Source organism: Oxalobacteraceae bacterium OTU3CINTB1 (assembly GCA_024123955.1).
GTDB lineage: Bacteria > Pseudomonadota > Gammaproteobacteria > Burkholderiales > Burkholderiaceae_D > Rugamonas.
In genome coordinates, this window is the sequence record CP099652.1 from 983,476 (window position 1) to 999,222 (window position 15,747).

General features: G+C 63.1%; 16 protein-coding genes. 9 read left to right on the forward strand and 7 right to left on the reverse strand.

Annotated elements, in window-relative coordinates; translation table 11 throughout:
* Positions 1-45: 45 nt before the first annotated feature.
* Positions 46-2,028 carry a cation:proton antiporter gene (locus NHH73_04265; GenBank protein ID USX27523.1) on the reverse strand — a complete coding sequence of 661 codons (1,983 nt, stop codon included), beginning with the start codon at positions 2,026-2,028 and terminating at the stop codon, positions 46-48.
* A 128-nt stretch (positions 2,029-2,156) separates the two neighbouring features.
* Here NHH73_04265 and NHH73_04270 point away from each other — a divergent pair, with 128 nt between their 5' ends.
* From NHH73_04270 to NHH73_04305, 8 genes are all read left to right on the forward strand, one after another.
* Entirely contained in the window at positions 2,157-3,155 is a 999-nt protein-coding gene (locus tag NHH73_04270; protein ID USX27524.1) for a KpsF/GutQ family sugar-phosphate isomerase, read from the forward strand.
* Positions 3,155-3,685, forward strand: coding sequence for an HAD hydrolase family protein (locus NHH73_04275; protein ID USX27525.1), 531 nt, complete (start codon positions 3,155-3,157; stop codon positions 3,683-3,685). The genes NHH73_04270 and NHH73_04275 overlap by 1 nt, the downstream gene beginning before the upstream one ends.
* Before the next feature lie 12 nt (positions 3,686-3,697).
* The gene (lptC, locus tag NHH73_04280; protein USX27526.1) at positions 3,698-4,291 is read left to right on the forward strand and encodes an LPS export ABC transporter periplasmic protein LptC; all 594 of its coding nucleotides are present in this window, start codon (positions 3,698-3,700) and stop codon (positions 4,289-4,291) included.
* A 29-nt stretch (positions 4,292-4,320) separates the two neighbouring features.
* A complete protein-coding gene (gene lptA, locus NHH73_04285; GenBank protein USX27527.1) occupies positions 4,321-4,914 on the forward strand; it encodes a lipopolysaccharide transport periplasmic protein LptA in 594 nt (197 codons plus the stop codon).
* A 2-nt stretch (positions 4,915-4,916) separates the two neighbouring features.
* Entirely contained in the window at positions 4,917-5,669 is a 753-nt protein-coding gene (gene lptB, locus NHH73_04290; GenBank protein USX27528.1) for an LPS export ABC transporter ATP-binding protein, read from the forward strand.
* Between the two features lie 9 nt (positions 5,670-5,678).
* Positions 5,679-7,160 carry an RNA polymerase factor sigma-54 gene (locus NHH73_04295; protein USX27529.1) on the forward strand — a complete coding sequence of 494 codons (1,482 nt, stop codon included), beginning with the start codon at positions 5,679-5,681 and terminating at the stop codon, positions 7,158-7,160.
* Positions 7,161-7,235: 75 nt separating this feature from the next.
* Positions 7,236-7,595, forward strand: a complete 360-nt coding sequence (raiA, locus tag NHH73_04300) for a ribosome-associated translation inhibitor RaiA (protein USX27530.1) — start codon at positions 7,236-7,238, stop codon at positions 7,593-7,595.
* A gap of 154 nt (positions 7,596-7,749) precedes the next feature.
* A complete protein-coding gene (locus NHH73_04305; protein ID USX27531.1) occupies positions 7,750-8,832 on the forward strand; it encodes an enoyl-CoA hydratase/isomerase family protein in 1,083 nt (360 codons plus the stop codon).
* A gap of 8 nt (positions 8,833-8,840) precedes the next feature.
* Here NHH73_04305 and rapZ read toward each other — a convergent pair whose 3' ends face one another.
* The 6 genes from rapZ to ilvA all read right to left on the reverse strand — a co-directional run bounded on the left by rapZ (position 8,841) and on the right by ilvA (position 14,841).
* Complete coding sequence (gene rapZ / locus NHH73_04310; GenBank protein ID USX27532.1) at positions 8,841-9,701, reverse strand: RNase adapter RapZ; 861 nt, start codon at positions 9,699-9,701, stop codon at positions 8,841-8,843.
* 7 nt (positions 9,702-9,708) lie between these two features.
* Positions 9,709-10,644 (reverse strand): HPr(Ser) kinase/phosphatase, encoded by a 936-nt coding sequence (gene hprK, locus NHH73_04315; protein ID USX27533.1) that lies wholly within the window; start codon positions 10,642-10,644, stop codon positions 9,709-9,711.
* Between the two features lie 99 nt (positions 10,645-10,743).
* Positions 10,744-11,226 carry a PTS sugar transporter subunit IIA gene (locus tag NHH73_04320; protein ID USX27534.1) on the reverse strand — a complete coding sequence of 161 codons (483 nt, stop codon included), beginning with the start codon at positions 11,224-11,226 and terminating at the stop codon, positions 10,744-10,746.
* A gap of 309 nt (positions 11,227-11,535) precedes the next feature.
* On the reverse strand, positions 11,536-12,369 hold the full coding sequence (queF, locus tag NHH73_04325) for an NADPH-dependent 7-cyano-7-deazaguanine reductase QueF (GenBank protein ID USX27535.1): 834 nt from the start codon (positions 12,367-12,369) through the stop codon (positions 11,536-11,538).
* A complete protein-coding gene (locus tag NHH73_04330) occupies positions 12,366-13,151 on the reverse strand; it encodes a CPBP family intramembrane metalloprotease (protein ID USX27536.1) in 786 nt (261 codons plus the stop codon). Before NHH73_04330 ends, queF begins: the two co-directional genes overlap by 4 nt.
* A gap of 154 nt (positions 13,152-13,305) precedes the next feature.
* Positions 13,306-14,841, reverse strand: coding sequence for a threonine ammonia-lyase, biosynthetic (ilvA, locus tag NHH73_04335; protein USX27537.1), 1,536 nt, complete (start codon positions 14,839-14,841; stop codon positions 13,306-13,308).
* Positions 14,842-15,115: 274 nt separating this feature from the next.
* Here ilvA and NHH73_04340 point away from each other — a divergent pair, with 274 nt between their 5' ends.
* A complete protein-coding gene (locus tag NHH73_04340) occupies positions 15,116-15,607 on the forward strand; it encodes a DedA family protein (protein ID USX27538.1) in 492 nt (163 codons plus the stop codon).
* Positions 15,608-15,747 lie beyond the last annotated feature (140 nt).

A 15,747-nucleotide genomic window follows, 5' to 3' on the forward strand; every position in this document is an offset into this window, starting at 1 on the left:
TAATCCGCCCTACGTGTCTCCGGGGTGTTTTTGACGGCGGTGGCGCTAGCGCAGCAACCGGCTTTCCGCCCGCGCGACGGCGTCGGCCACGCCGCGCACCACCACCACATCGCCCGCCTCCAGCACCGTGTCCGGCCCCGCGTCGAGCTGGGCCTTGCCGCGCCGGATGGTGGTCACCTCGGCGCCCGAGCCGGCGACGTCGAGCTCGCCGAGCGCGCGGCCGACGGCGGTGGCGCCGCCGTCCAGCGTGACCGAGTGTAGCCGCTCCAGGTCGGCGTCCTCGCCGGCGTCGCTGACGCCGCGGAAGTAGCCGCGCAGCGACGCGTAGCGTTCCTCGCGCGCGGCCTGCACCCGGTGCACCACGCGCCGCAGCGGCACGCCCAGCATCACCAGCGCGTGCGAGGCCAGCATCAGGCTACCCTCCATCAATTCCGGCACCACCTCGGCCGCGCCGGCCGCCTTGAGCCGGTCGAGGTCGGTGTCGTCGTGCGCGCGCACGATCACCGGCAACGTCGGCGCCAGCTCGTGCACCAGGTGCAGCACCTTGAGCGCCGACGGCGTGCTGGCGTAGGTGATCACCACCGCGCTGGCGCGGTAGATGCCGGCCGCGATCAGGCTCTCGCGCCGCGCGGCGTCGCCGTACGACACTTGCCGTCCGGCCGCCTGCGCCTCCTGCACCCGCTCGGGGTCGAGGTCGAGGGCGTGGTATTCGATGTTTTCCTCGCTCAGCAGGGTCGCCAGGCTCTGGCCGCTGCGTCCGAAGCCGGCCACGATCACGTGCTTGCTGGTGGACATGGTGCGGCTGGCGATCTTGGTCAGCGCCAGGGATTGCATCATCCACTCGTTGCTCGACACCTTCATGACGATCTGGTCCGATTTGGCGATGATCAACGGCGCCACCAGCATCGACAGCACCATCGACGCCAGCACCACCTGGATGATGAACGGGTCCATCAGCTTGCTGCCGCCGGCCAGGTTGAGCAGCACGAAGCCGAACTCGCCGGCCTGCGCCAGCGCCAGGCCGGTGCGGATCGAGACGCCGTCCGACGAGCCGAACAGCTTGGCCAGGCCGGCGATCAGCGCGAACTTGAGCAGCACCGGGCCGCCCAGCAACACCAGCACCAGCCACCAGTTCTCCAGCACCAGGCGCACGTTCAACAGCATGCCGATCGTGATGAAGAACAGCCCCAGCAGCACGTCGCGGAAGGGCTTGATGTCCTCCTCCACCTGGTGGCGGTATTCGGTCTCGGAAATGAGCATGCCGGCCACGAAGGCGCCCAGCGCGAGCGACAGCCCGGCGCGCTCGGTGATCCAGGCCGCGCCCAGCGTGATCAAGAGCAGGTTGAGCATGAACAGCTCCTGCGAGCGGCGCTTGACGACGATGGTGAACCAGCCGCGCATGAGCCGGTGGCCGACGAACAACAGCAGCGCCAGCACGATGACCGCCTTGACGCCGGCCCAGGCCAGGGTCTCGACCAGCGCGTCGGGGCGCTGGCCCAGCGACGGGATCAGGATCAGCAGCGGCACCACGGCCAGATCCTGGAACAGCAGGATGCCGATGATCTTGCGGCCGTGTTCGCTTTCGAGCTCAAGCCGCTCGGTCAGCATCTTGACCACGATGGCGGTCGACGACATCGCCAGCGCGCCACCGAGCGCGAACGAGGCTTGCCAGCTGATTTGGAGGGAGGGGGGCAATTGGGTGGCGATGGTCCAGCCGAACAGCATGGTGGCGCCGATGGTGCACACCACCTGCGCCATGCCGAGCCCGAAAACGATGCCGCGCATGGCCATCAGCTTGGGCAGCGAGAACTCGAGGCCGATGGAGAACATCAGGAACACCACGCCGAACTCGGCCAGTCCGTGGGTGGCTTCGCTTTGCTCGGCCCAGCCCAGCGCGTGGGGGCCGATCAGGATGCCGACGGCCAGGTAGCCGAGCATCGGCGGCAGGTGCATCATGCGGAAAGCGACCACGCCCAATACGGCGCTGCCGAGCAGTATCAGGGTCAATTCCAGGGGTGAAAACGTCATTTCAACATAGCCGGTAAAATAATATTTAGTTGTTTGTCGCCAAGGCCCGGCGTTATGTTTTGACTGGCAAGTTTTTTGCTTTCTCAATTCGGCTATACTTGGGTATGAGTGTAACCCATGAAAAAACAATGCTGAAAGCTTTTGACGCAAAAACGGCCGGGCACGCGTTGCGGTTGGCAAGTGAAACGTTGCAAAACGAGGCCGACGCCATCGCCGCGCTCAACGCCCGCCTGGGCGACGACGACAGCGTCGTGCGGGCCATCGAGTTGTTGCTGAACTGCAAGGGCAGGGTGGTGGTGTCGGGCATCGGCAAGTCCGGCCACATCGCGCGCAAGATCGCCGCGACCCTGGCCTCGACCGGCACGCCGGCGCTGTTCGTGCATCCTGCCGAGGCGGCCCACGGCGACCTCGGCATGGTCACCGCCGACGACGCCTTCATCGCCATTTCGTATTCCGGCGAGAGCGCCGAACTGATGACCATCCTGCCGGTGGTGAAACGCATGGGCAGCAAGGTCATCGCAATGACCGGCAAGCCCGGCTCGAGCCTGGCCGGGATCGCCGACGTCCACCTGAACGTGGCCGTGGACAAGGAAGCCTGCCCGATGAACCTGGCGCCGACGACGTCGACCACGGTAACGCTGGCGCTGGGCGACGCGCTGGCCGTCGCGCTGCTGGACCTGCGCGGCTTCCGCGAAGAAGATTTCGCGCGCTCCCATCCGGGCGGCGCGCTGGGCCGGCGCCTGTTGACGCACGTGCGCGACGTCATGCGCAGCGGCGACGACGTGCCGAAGGTCGGCGCCGACGTCAAACTGACCGACGCGCTGCTGGAAATTACGCAAAAAGGCATGGGCATGACCGCCATCGTCGACGCCGACGGCAAGCCGGTCGGCGTGTTCACCGACGGCGACCTGCGCCGCATGATCGAGAAGGTCCAGGACTTCACCAAGGTGGTGATCCGCGACGTGATGCACCCGAATCCGCGCAGCATCTCGCCGGAAAAACTGGCGGTCGATGCCGTGGCCGTGATGGAGCAGTACCGCATCAACCAGATGCTGGTGACCGACGCCGATGGCAAGCTGGTCGGCGCGCTGCACATCCACGACCTGACCCGAGCAAAGGTGATTTGATGACCGAGCTGACTTATGTGGAACGCGCCGCGCGCGTCAAACTGATGATCTTCGACGTCGACGGCGTGCTGACCGACGGCAGCCTGCACTACGGCGCCGAGGGCGAGGCGCTCAAGACCTTCAACGTGTACGACGGCCTGGGCATCAAGCTGTTGCAGGAGTCCGGCGTGCAGACGGCCATCATCAGCGCGCGCATCTCCCCGCAGGTGGCCAGGCGCGCCGCCGACCTGGGCATCGGCTTTGTGCACCAGGGCGGCCACGACAAGCTGACGCCGTTTAACGCGCTGCTGGAAAAGACCGGCCTGACGGCCGAACAGGTCGGCTTCATCGGCGACGACATCGTCGACCTGCCGATCCTGACGCGGGTCGGCTTCGCGGTGGCGGTGCCGGGCGGACGCAAGGAAGTGCTCGAGCGCGCCCACCACGTGACGGTGGCGCAGGGCGGGCGCGGCGCGGTGCGCGAAGTGTGCGAACTGCTGCTGCACGCGCAGGGCACGTACGAGCGCGTGCTGGCGCAGTTCATGGTGTGACGGAGTGTAATCATGCGTAAAAGAACAGCACATCGCTGGCAGCTCACGCTGACGATGATCATCGGCGTGTTTGTCGCCGTCGGCAGCTTTTGGCTGGTGCAGGTGGTCAACCAGTCCGGCCAGGAGCAGCAGGCGGACCAGTTCCTCAACGAACCAGACTACATCATCGACCGCTTCAGCCTGGTGCGCATGACGAAGGAGGGCAAGCCGGCCTACATCATCTCCGGCGACAAGCTGACGCACCGCCCGATCGACGACTCGTCCGACATCGACAAGCCGTTCCTCAACAGCCTGTCGGGCCAGCAGCCGCCGATGACGATTCACGCCGAGACCGCGCGGGTCGACCAGAACAACACACGTGTCACGCTCAACGGCAACGTCGACGTGGTGCGGCCGGCTTCGCCCAAGGCGGAGGCGATGCGCCTGCAAACCAGCACCTTGACCGTGTTCCCGGACGAGGAACGGATGGAAACCAAGGCGCCGGTGCAGATGAAGCTGGGCAGCACGACCTCCAGCGGCACCGGCATGAAAACCAATAACGCCACGCGCCAGCTGCAACTGGGCGGACGCGGAACGATCACGATGCCGCCCAAGGCGCCGCGCTAAATCAATACAAGATACGACAAGAGACAGATATGAAGGACACCATGATGAAAAAACTGATACTGTCGGCCGCGCTGCTGCTGGCCGCGATGGGCGCGGCCCACGCTGAAAAAGCCGACTCCAACAAGCCGACCGAGATTTCCTTCGACAACCTCGACGCCGACGACGTCAAGCAGATCAAGACCTTCACCGGCAACGTCGTGCTGACCCGCGGCACTTTGCTGATGAAGTCGCCCAAGGCGGTCGTCACCGAGGATCCCGAGGGCTACCAGCTGGTGGTGCTGACCGGCGCGCCGGGCGTGCAGGCGACGTTCCGCCAAAAGCTCGACGGCGCCGGCGACCAGTGGGTCGATGGCCGCGCCGACCGCATCGAGTACGACGGCAAGACCGAGCTGGTCAAGCTGTTCTCGAAGGCGCAGATCAAGAAACTGGAAGGCAGCAAGACCGCCAGCCAGGTCGATGGCGAATTCATCTCCTATGACAGCCGGCGCGAATTCTTCGCCGTGAAAAACACCGCCAGCGGCGAGAGCAAGCCGGGCGCCGGCCGCAGCACGATGGTGATCCAGCCGTCGGCCAAGCAGGCTCCCCAGCCCGCTTCGGCCACCAATCCAGCGGCGGGGAAATAAGCATGGAGCCAACATGCGGTAGCACCCTGATCGTGCGCGGCCTGCAAAAGACCTACGGCAAGCGCCAGGTCGTGCATGACGTGTCCTTGCAGGTCGAATGCGGCGAAGTGGTCGGCCTGCTCGGCCCCAACGGCGCCGGCAAGACCACTTCCTTTTACATGATCGTCGGCCTGGTGCCGTCGGACGCCGGCACCATCGATATCAGCGGCGTCGACATCTCCTCGCTGCCGATCCACCGCCGCGCCTCGCTCGGCCTGTCGTACCTGCCACAGGAGGCTTCGGTGTTCCGCAAGCTGACCGTGGAAGAGAATATCCGCGCCGTCCTCGAAATCCAGAAAGTGGACGGCAAGCCTTTATCCAAGGCTGCCATCGATGAACGGCTCAATACCCTGCTGGCCGATTTGCAAATCGAAAAGCTGCGCGAAAACCAGGCGCTGTCGCTGTCCGGCGGCGAGCGCCGCCGCGTGGAGATCGCCCGCGCGCTGGCCACCAACCCGCGCTTCGTGCTGCTGGACGAACCTTTCGCCGGGGTCGACCCGATTGCCGTCATTGAGATCCAGCGCATCGTGCGCTTCCTCAAGGAACGCAATATCGGCGTCCTCATTACCGATCACAATGTGCGCGAGACGCTGGGCATCTGCGACCGCGCATATATCATCAACCAGGGCTCGGTTCTGGCTTCAGGCCGGCCGGACGATATCATCGCCGACGAGTCGGTCCGCCGCGTGTACCTGGGTGAACACTTCAGAATGTAATCGCGCCCCATGAAACAGTCATTGCAACTGCGCACGTCGCAGCACCTCGCGCTGACACCCCAGCTGCAGCAGTCGATCCGTCTGCTGCAGCTGTCCACGCTGGAGCTGCATCAGGAGCTCGAGCAACTGCTCACCGACAATCCCCTGCTCGAGCGACTGGACGACCCGCTCGACCGTTCGCTGCGCTTGCTGTCCGACGGCGCCATCAGCCAGCAGGCGCCGTCCGGCGAAGCGCCCGCCGAAGGCCCGCCCAACCAGCAGGACGCGCCCGCGCCGGCCGACGCCGACACCTACGACGGCCCGGCCGCCGATACCGAAAGTACCAGCAGCGAGGCCGATGTCGACTGGAGCGACGCCGGCCGCAGCAAGGCGCCCGACGACGAGGACGCGCGTCCGCAACTGGAGGCCAACCACTGCACCCTGCGCGAGCACCTGATGGAACAGATGCGCGTGACGGTGCTGGAGATGCGCGACCGCGCGCTGGTCGAGCTGATCATCGACGCGCTCGACGAGAACGGCTACCTGGAGGAGCCGCTGGAGGAAATCCACGCGCGCCTGCCGGAGGAACTGGAAGTCGACATCGACGAGCTGCGCACCGCGCTGTCGATGCTGCAAAGCTTCGACCCGATGGGCGTGGGTGCGCGCAACGCCTCCGAATGCCTGGCGCTGCAGATCAAGCGCCTGCCGGGCATCGCCCTGGTGACGCGGCGCATGGCGCTGACCATCGTCGAGAACCATTTGACGTGGTTCGCCCAGCGCGACTTCAACAAGCTGAAAAAGGCGCTGGTGTGCGACGACGAGGATTTGCGCGAGGCGCAGGCCGTCATCCGCCTGTGCAATCCGCATCCGGGCTCGGCGTTCGCGTCCGACGTGTCCGACTACGTGGTGCCGGACGTGATCGTCAAGAAGGCGCGCAACGGCTGGCAGGTCAGCCTCAACAACGACGTCATGCCGCGCCTGCGGGTCAACGCCATGTACGCCAACCTGCTCAAGCAGGGCAAGGGCGAGGGCCAGATGGGCGCGCAGCTGCAGGAGGCCAAGTGGCTGATCAAGAATATGCGGCAGCGCTTCGACACCATCCTGCGCGTGGCCCAGGCGATAGTAGAAAGACAAAAGAACTTTTTCTCGCACGGCGCCGTTGCCATGCGCCCCCTTGTGCTTCGCGAAATTGCTGATACACTGGGTTTACACGAGAGCACTATTTCTCGGGTGACGACTCAAAAGTACATGCTGACGCCGCACGGCATGTTTGAGTTGAAATATTTCTTTGGTAGCCACGTCGCCACCGAAGCGGGCGGTGAAGCAAGTTCGACGGCGATACGGGCACTCATTGTGCAATTGACAGGAGCTGAAGACCCTAAAAATCCATTATCCGACAGTAAGATTGCGGACATGCTGGGGGAACAAGGCATGGTGATTGCGCGACGCACTGTTGCCAAATATCGCGAAGCGTTGAAAATCCCTCCCGTCAGTCTCCGCAAGTCTTTGTAGTTACTTGGTCACTGTGCGCCCGGCCGCAATGGGCGCGGCACTGACCGTAAGCGACATCTATCTTTAGGAGCGTGTATGAATCTGACCATCAGTGGACATCATCTCGAAGTGACCGCGGCCATCCGCGAATACGTACAGAACAAACTGGAACGTGTCACTCGTCACTTCGATCAAGTTATTGATATTGCTGTCATTCTGACTGTAGATAACCTTAAAGAGAAATCCAAGCGCCAAAAGGCGGAAATCAATCTGCGCATGTCGGGTAAAACCGTGTACGTGGAAAGCCTGTCCCAAGACCTGTACGCCGCGATCGACACCCTGGTCGACAAGCTTGACCGGCAGGTCATGAAATACAAATCCAAAGTTCAGCAGCACGGCCACGATGCGATCAAGCATCTCCCGGATAGCTACGAACCCGCTGCCGCCGCCCTATAACAACGGCCTCCGGCACCATCCAACAAAGGGCGCAAGGGCGCCCTTTTTTGTGTCCGCGTTTTTCGGTCCCGCGTTTTACTTCCTCTCGATTCGATGAAAATCATTTATCCCGTTTCGACGGTAGAATAGATTTTTTTTCACGGGTTGCGACATCATGAGCGAATTGGTCCACACCGCTATCGTCAACGGCACCGGCTTCATCACCTTGGACCGGCCCAAGGCGTTGAATTCGCTGTCCCTGCCGATGCTGCGCGATATCACGGCGGCGTTGCTGGCGTGGCGCGACGATTCCGATGTCGGCGCCGTGGTCATCCGCTCCAGCAGCGAAAAGGCCTTCTGCGCCGGCGGCGACATCCGCTTCTTCCACGACGCCGGCCGCGCCACGCCGCAAACCGGCAGCGCGCTGATCGAGGATTTCTTCACCGAGGAGTATTCGCTCAACCACCTGGTGCACAGCTATCCGAAACCGTACATCGCGCTGATGGACGGCGTGGTCATGGGTGGCGGCATGGGCATCGCGCAGGCCGGGCCGGACAGCCGGGTGCGCATCGTCACCGAGCGCACCCGGATGGCGATGCCGGAGGTGAACATCGGCCTGTTCCCGGATGTGGGCGGCAGCTATTTCCTGTCGCGCGCACCGGGCGGGCTGGGGCGTTACCTCGGCGTCACCGGCGTCACGATAGGGGCGGCCGATGCGCTGTACGCGGGCCTGGCGGATCACTATGTGCCTGCGGATGAACTGGAGGTGCTGGACGCGATTCTGGAGTCGACGCCGGGCGCCGAGCTGGTCGAGGCGATCGCGGCCTTTGCGGAGTCGTTCAAGGACGCGGCCGGGGTATCCAGGCTGGAGGCGAACCGCGCCGACATCGACCGCCACTTCGGCGCCGGCTCGGTGCCGGCCATCTTCAAGTCGCTGGAGGCGGACACCACGCCGTTCGCGCTCGACACGGTGCGCGCGATGGCCGGGCGGTCGCCGTTGATGATGCGCGCGACGCATGAGTTGATCCGACGTGGCGCGGCGCTGGACATGGCCGGCTGTCTGCGCATGGAGCGCGCGCTGGTGCGGCGCGTGTTCGACCACGGCGAAGTCATCGAAGGCGTGCGCGCGCTGGTCATCGACAAGGACAACGCGCCGAAATGGAATCCGCCGTCGTTGGAAGCGGTGACCGAGGAAATGGTGCGGCAGCTATTCGAGCCGGTGTGGCCGGAATACGCGCACCCGCTACGACATCTGTGAGCTGGAGGCTACTGCTCGCGGTGCCGCAACACCACCCGTTCATTCGGGTGGAAATACGCCGCCAGTTTCTCCGCCATATACACCGACCGGTGCTGCCCGCCGGTGCATCCCAGCGCCACCGTCAGATAACTGCGGTTATCGGTCTTGAAGAACGGCAGCCACTTCTCGACGAAGCCGCGGATATCGTTCATCATTTCCACCGCGCTCGGTTGCGCGTCGAGAAAATCGATCACCGGCGCGTCGCGGCCCGTCAGCGGGCGCAGCGTCAAATCATAGTAGGGATTCGGCAGCGCGCGCACATCGAACACGAAGTCCGCATCCATCGGCACTCCCAGCTTGAAGGCGAACGACTCGAAGAACAAGGTCAGCGGCGCCCCCTCGCTGGCGACCAGGTCCTTGACCCAGGCGCGCAGCTTGTTGGCGCTCAGCTCCGACGTATCGACCACATGGCCCAGCTGCTCGATGGCCGACAGCCGCTCGCGCTCTTCCATGATGCATTCGATCAAGGTGCGGCGCGCGGCCGGATTCTGGCCCGGACGCAACTCGTGCGACAGCGGATGGCTGCGGCGCGTCTCCGAAAAGCGCGCCACCAGCGAGTGCGTGTTGGCGGTCAGGAACATGACCTTGACGTCGTGCCCCTCTTCGCGCAAGCGCTTGACGTCGGCCGGCAACGAGGCCAGCGATTCGGCGCTGCGGGCGTCGACGGCAACCGCCAACGCCTGCAAGCCTTCCTCGGCCAACGTCGAGACCAGGTTCGACAGCAAGGCCGGCGGCAGGTTGTCGACGCAATAGTGGCCGGTGTCTTCCAGCACGTTCAAGGCCACCGATTTGCCGGAGCCGGAGATGCCTGTGATGAGGACGATACGCATGATGGTTTTAATCTCCGCTCATGGCTTGTCGCTGACGCTCCATGAACTCTTGTAAGGTGTCGATACCGCGCAATTGCAGAATGGTGTTGCGTACGGCGGCCTCCAGCAGCACCGCGATGTTGCGGCCGGCCGCGACGGGAATGACGACCTTGCGGATCGGCAGTCCCAGCACGTCCTCGGTCGGGAACTGGAACGGCAACCGCTCCACTTCCTCCTCGGCCGCGCCACGGCGCACCAAGTGCACGATCAGCTTCAGGCGCATCTTGCGGCGCACCGCCGTCTCGCCGAAGATCGCCTTGATGTCCAGCAGGCCCAGCCCGCGCACTTCCAGCAGATTCTGCAGCAGGGCCGGGCAGCGCCCCTCGATCATGTTCGGCGCAATGCGCGAAAACTCCACCGCGTCGTCGGCCACCAGGCCGTGCGAGCGCGAAATCAGTTCCAAGCCCAGCTCGCTCTTGCCGAGGCCCGAGTCGCCGGTGATCAGCACGCCCACGCCCAGCACGTCCATGAAGACGCCGTGCATGATGATGCGTTGCGCCAGCTTCTTGGAAAGATACACGCGCAGGAAGTCGATCACCTGTGCGGCAGGTAACGGAGTGGAGAACAACGGGATGTTTTTTTCGTCGCAGATGGCGAGGATGTCGGGCGGCGTTTCCAGGCCTTGCGCGATGATCAGCGCCGGCGGGCCGCCAGCGATCAGCTCGCCGATGACGTGGGCGCGCGTGAGCGCCTTCAAGCGCTGGTAGTAATTGATTTCCTGGTGCCCGAAGACCTGGATGCGGCCCGGGTGGATGGTGTTCAGGTGGCCGACCTGGTCGGCGGCGGAGGCGACGTCGCCGGAGATCAGGCGCTCGCCGCCGGGAAAGCCGGCGAACCAGCCGAGCTGCAAACTCTCGCGATTGTCGTCGTAAAGCCTTTGTATCGTCAGCGGCGTTTGCAGCATGGGGCGTCTTTATCTCAAGGTTGAACTAAGGTGGGCCTGCCCCGTAGTTTAACCTATTGTCCCGCTACCCATGCTTGCAAGCCATTTCCCGATGACCTGTCAGCCGGCGGCCTGCAGGCTCGGCATCCAGTTGATGATGCGCGAATGCACCGATTTCGGGTCCGGATCGGTCGAGAGCGCGGTGCGGAAAGCGTCGTCGGAGAACATCTCGGCGATTTCCGACAGGATTTCCAGGTGCTGTTGGGTGACGTGGTCCGGGATCAGCAGGAAGAACAGCAGGTTGACCGGCTTGCCGTCGGGCGACTCGAAAGGAATCGGCTCGGCCAGGCGGACGAACGCCGCCAGCGGCGATTTCAGGCTCTTCATGCCCTTGATGCGGCCGTGCGGCACGGCCACGCCATGACCCAACCCGGTGGAACCGAGGCGCTCGCGCGCGAACAGGTTGTCCGAGACGGTGGAGCGGGCGATCCCGCAATTGTTTTCGAAGATCAGGCCAGCTTGCTCGAATGCGCGCTTCTTGCTGGAGACTTCCAGGTCAAGCAGGACATTTTCGAGTGAGAGTATTTTGCTCAGGTTATTCATAAGACGATAAGAATGTTACGACGCACAAGGCGTGCCGCCGCCGAATTATAGGCTTGTTTGTGCGCCATGTAACATGAATTCGCGCGCGCCGGCGTTGCTTAATGATCAGGCAGCCAACGCGCCGGGGCGCCAACGGTCCTACTGAAAATGCACCGCAGAAAGCATTTGCTATTTATGCGTAAAAAACCGCGAAAGCGCCGGTTTTTCGCCGCAAAGCGGCCCGCTTTTCCGATTTTTCGCGTTTTTCCAGCGAGGCGCGCATTTCTTACGAAAGTCGCATCGTTGATCACATCATACGCCTGATTTTTGCTATTGACGCGCGCCGCGCAGGTTCGGTGGTTTCTGTGCCGTGCTGAAATTGCTGCGCCACGGATTGATGTCCAGGCCGCCGCGCCGGGTGTAGCGCGCGTACACCGCCAGCTGCTGCGGCGCGCACTGGCGCAGGATATCGACGAAGATGCGTTCGACGCATTGTTCGTGGAATTCGTTGTGCTCGCGGAAACCGATCAGGTATTTCAATAAACTTTCCTGGTCGATTTGCGGGCCGGCGTAATGGATCTGCACGCTGGCCCAGTCGGGTTGGCCGGTGACCAGGCAGTTCGACTTGAGCAGGTGCGACACCAGCTTTTCCTCGACCGGCTCTTCGTCGTGGGCGGCCTTCAGGATTTCCGGCGACGGGCTGTAGTTATCGACCTCGATGTCGAGGCGGTCCAGCAGCAGGCCGTCGAGTTCGCCCATCGAGATCATGCCGAATTCCTCCGGCTGGGTGATGGTGATGTGGACGTTGGCGCCGGCCGCCTCGGTCAGGTCCTGTTGCAGCAGCGACTTGAGCGCCACCACGTTTTCCAGGCGCGTCTGGTTGAACGAATTGAGGTAGAGCTTGAACGATTTCGACTCGATGATGTTGGGCGAATCGGCCGGGAAGGTCACGCGGGCGATCGCCACCTGCGGCTTGCCGCGCTGGTTGAGCCAGGAGATCTCGTAGGCGTTCCAGATATCGACGCCGAAGAAGGGCAGGGTGCCGGCCAGGCCCAGCTCGTCGCGCTTGCCCTGGCGCGGGATGGGGAACAGCAGCTCCGGCGCGTAATCGGTGCGGTAGGCGGAGGTTTTTCCCAGCGGGGACAGGTCGACGGAGTTGGTCATGGCGGGCTTTGAATCGGTAAAGGTGAAATGGTAGCGTACTTTGACCCGGCGGGCTTCGCCAACGCGCGCCGCTCGGAGTATCGAACGAATTTCTCGAACCACCACAGGGCCACCAGGGTCGCCAGCAAGAGCATGACATTACTCGCCCAGGCGTATTGGCTTTCGTACAGCACCATGCCCTTGATATGCCCTAAATTGCGGCTGTGATAGCCAGTTGCAAACACGGTGGCGAAATCCCATCCGAAGTGGAATGCCGTGGAAAACCATAGGGATTTTGTCTTCACTACTGCCCAGCCTGAAAATAGTCCGAACACGAAGGCGGAGAAGTGAAAAACATAATTCTGGGAGGGGTGTGACGCCGCAAAAAGCACGGCCTGAAGTGCCAGCACGACAACCAACGGGAATTTGCGGAAATATTTCGTCAGCAGGCCGAGGATGACGCCTCTGAAGATGAACTCCTCTCCAACGGCCGCCATCAGCGCGACCGCCGCAACGGCTGAGAGATGGTATAGCGACAGCTCGGGCTTGAAGGCCTCGCCGTTCCTTAGCTGAAATACGATAAAGGTGGATAGCACGGCTAGCAGCAGCGAGGACATCAACCCAAACAAGGCAAACCGAAGATCCCGATTTCCGAACAGGAAATACGAGGACAGGATGGCAATCGCCGAACCCATGCCCAAAATGATTGTATTGATCGACAGCGGTAATTCTGCCGCGCGCAGGCATGGGATCAGTAGAACAAACAACAGAACGGGCGAGATGTTGCGGGCGATCTTTTTCATAGGTGCCGCGCTATTGCGGAAGCGGAGTTGATCGGTGATGCGGAGCGTTGCGGTGGCTTTAGCGCCGTCAACCCGCAGGACGTGATGGGGTCGTACCCGACGGGTACGACCCCTAAGCGACGGAGCGTGGTCCGTCACAACAAGGTGGGTGGGTTCAACCCAGGAACAGCTTGTACACCGGATTGGCGCTCTCGTCCCAGTAACGGTAGCCGAGCGTGGTCAGGAACTGCGCGAACGCGCCCATCTCCTCGGACGGCACCTGCAAGCCGATCAGGATGCGGCCCACGTCGCCGCCCTGGCTCCGGTAATGGCACAGCGAAATGTTCCAGTTCGGCGCCATGCTGTCGAGGAAGCGCATCAGCGCGCCCGGGCGCTCCGGGAACTCGAAGCGGTACAGCAGCTCGTCCTTGGCCAGCCCGCTCTTGCCACCGACCAGGTGGCGGATGTGCGCCTTGGCCAGCTCGTCGTGGGTCAGGTCGAGCGTCTTGAAATCATGCTCTTCGAACTTGCGCGCCAGCGCGCCCGACTCGCCACGGTCGGCGATCTGCACGCCGACAAACACATGCGCCTCGTCCTTGTCGCTGATGCGGTAGTTGAACTCGGTGACATTGCGCGGGCCCACCAGCGAGCAGAAGCGCTTGAAGCTGCCGCGTTGCTCGGGCAGGGTGACGGCGAACACCGCCTCGCGCGCCTCGCCCAGTTCGGCGCGCTCGGCAACAAAGCGCAGGCGGTCGAAATTCATGTTGGCGCCGCAGGCGATGGTGATCAAGGTCTCGTTCTTGACCGGGTCCTTGGTCATGGCCGCGCGCTCGATGTAGGCCTTGGCGCCGGCGATGGCCAGCGCGCCGGCCGGCTCCAGGATGCTGCGGGTATCGGTGAACACATCCTTGATGGCGGCGCTGATGGCGTCGGTGTCGACGATGATGATGTCGTCGACCAGCTCGCGCGCGATGCGGAAGGTTTCTTCGCCGACCAGGCGCACCGCTGTGCCGTCGGAGAACAGGCCGACGTCGGCCAGGGTGACGCGCTCGCCGGCCTTGATGCTGCGCGCCATGGCGTCCGAATCGATGGTCTGCACGCCGATGATTTTGATGTCCGGGCGGATCGCCTTGACGTACGACGCCACGCCGGCGATCAGGCCGCCGCCGCCGATGGCCACGAAGATGGCGTGGATCGGGCCGGAGTGCTGGCGCAGGATTTCCATGCCGATGGTGCCCTGGCCGGCGATGACGTCCGGATCGTCGAACGGATGGACGAAGGTCAGCTTCTGTTCCTGCTCCAGGGTCAGCGCGTGGTTGTAGGCATCGGTATAGGACTCGCCGTGCAGCACCACTTCCACGTCCGAGCCGCCGCGGGCCTTGACGGCGTCGATCTTCACTTGCGGGGTGGTGGTTGGCATGACGATCAGCGCGCGGCAGCCCAGCTTGGCCGCCGACAGTGCCACGCCTTGGGCGTGGTTGCCGGCCGAGGCGCAAATGACGCCGCGCTTGCGCTGGGCGTCGCTCAGGTGGGCCATCTTGTTGTAGGCGCCGCGAATCTTGAAGCTGAACACGCTCTGCATGTCCTCGCGCTTGAAATAAATTCGGTTCTCGTAGCGCTGCGACAAGGTCGGCGCGAGTTCCAGCGGGGTTTCATCAGCGACGTCGTAGACGCGCGCGGTCAGGATTTTCTTCAGATAGTCGATAGTCATGGTCTGCAAACAGTGATTCCAGAGGGCCAGAACCCCGGGGGTCAAGTCTGTCATTCGGACACGAGCTGTGCCGTAACTGCGGCTACGGCACAGCTCGTGTCCGAATGACAGACTTGACCCCGCGGGGTTCCGCAGTTGTTCGATGCTAACTATCCGGCGGGTGACCGGGTCGGGCAGGGGCGCGGGTTGCGGCCGGTGGGCCGGGACCTTGCTGTTCAATCGTGCGGTGTGCTGATCATTATAATGGACACCTTTCGTCCCGCTAAAGAAACCGATGATCGAATCTGCAATCGCCTGGCTGCTCAACGTGCTCGCGGCGCCGGAAGTGGGCCTGACATCGGTCTTCGTCATCAGTTTCGTTTCCGCCACTCTGGTGCCGCTGGGCTCGGAACCGGCGGTGTTTGCGGTGATCAAGGCCAATCCGGAGCTGTTCTGGAGCGCCATCGGCGTCGCCACCGTCGGCAATACCCTCGGCGGCGCCGTCGATTACTGGATCGGCTACCAGGCCAAGACCACCTTCGCCAAGGAGCGCAAGAGCCGCTGGTTCCATTGGCTGGAGCGCTACGGCGCCAAGACCATGCTGCTGGCCTGGCTGCCGGGCATCGGCGATCCGCTGTGCACGCTTGGCGGCTGGCTCAAGCTACCTTTCTGGCCCAGCCTCGCCTACATGGCGGTCGGCAAACTGTTGCGCTACCTGACCATGACCACCCTGCTGTTGTATGTGCCGGACGGCGTCTGGCACCGGATCGGGCAAATGCTGGGCTAATCTGGTGCAATTGATCGTATTGCCGGAAGCGCAGGATTCGGAATTTCGTTTAGTTTTTAGCGGAAAATTTGAATTTTATCGCCGGTAAACGAGCTCATCCGCAAATTAATAGCGCAGGATGGCCAGCGCGAGAGTCCCCC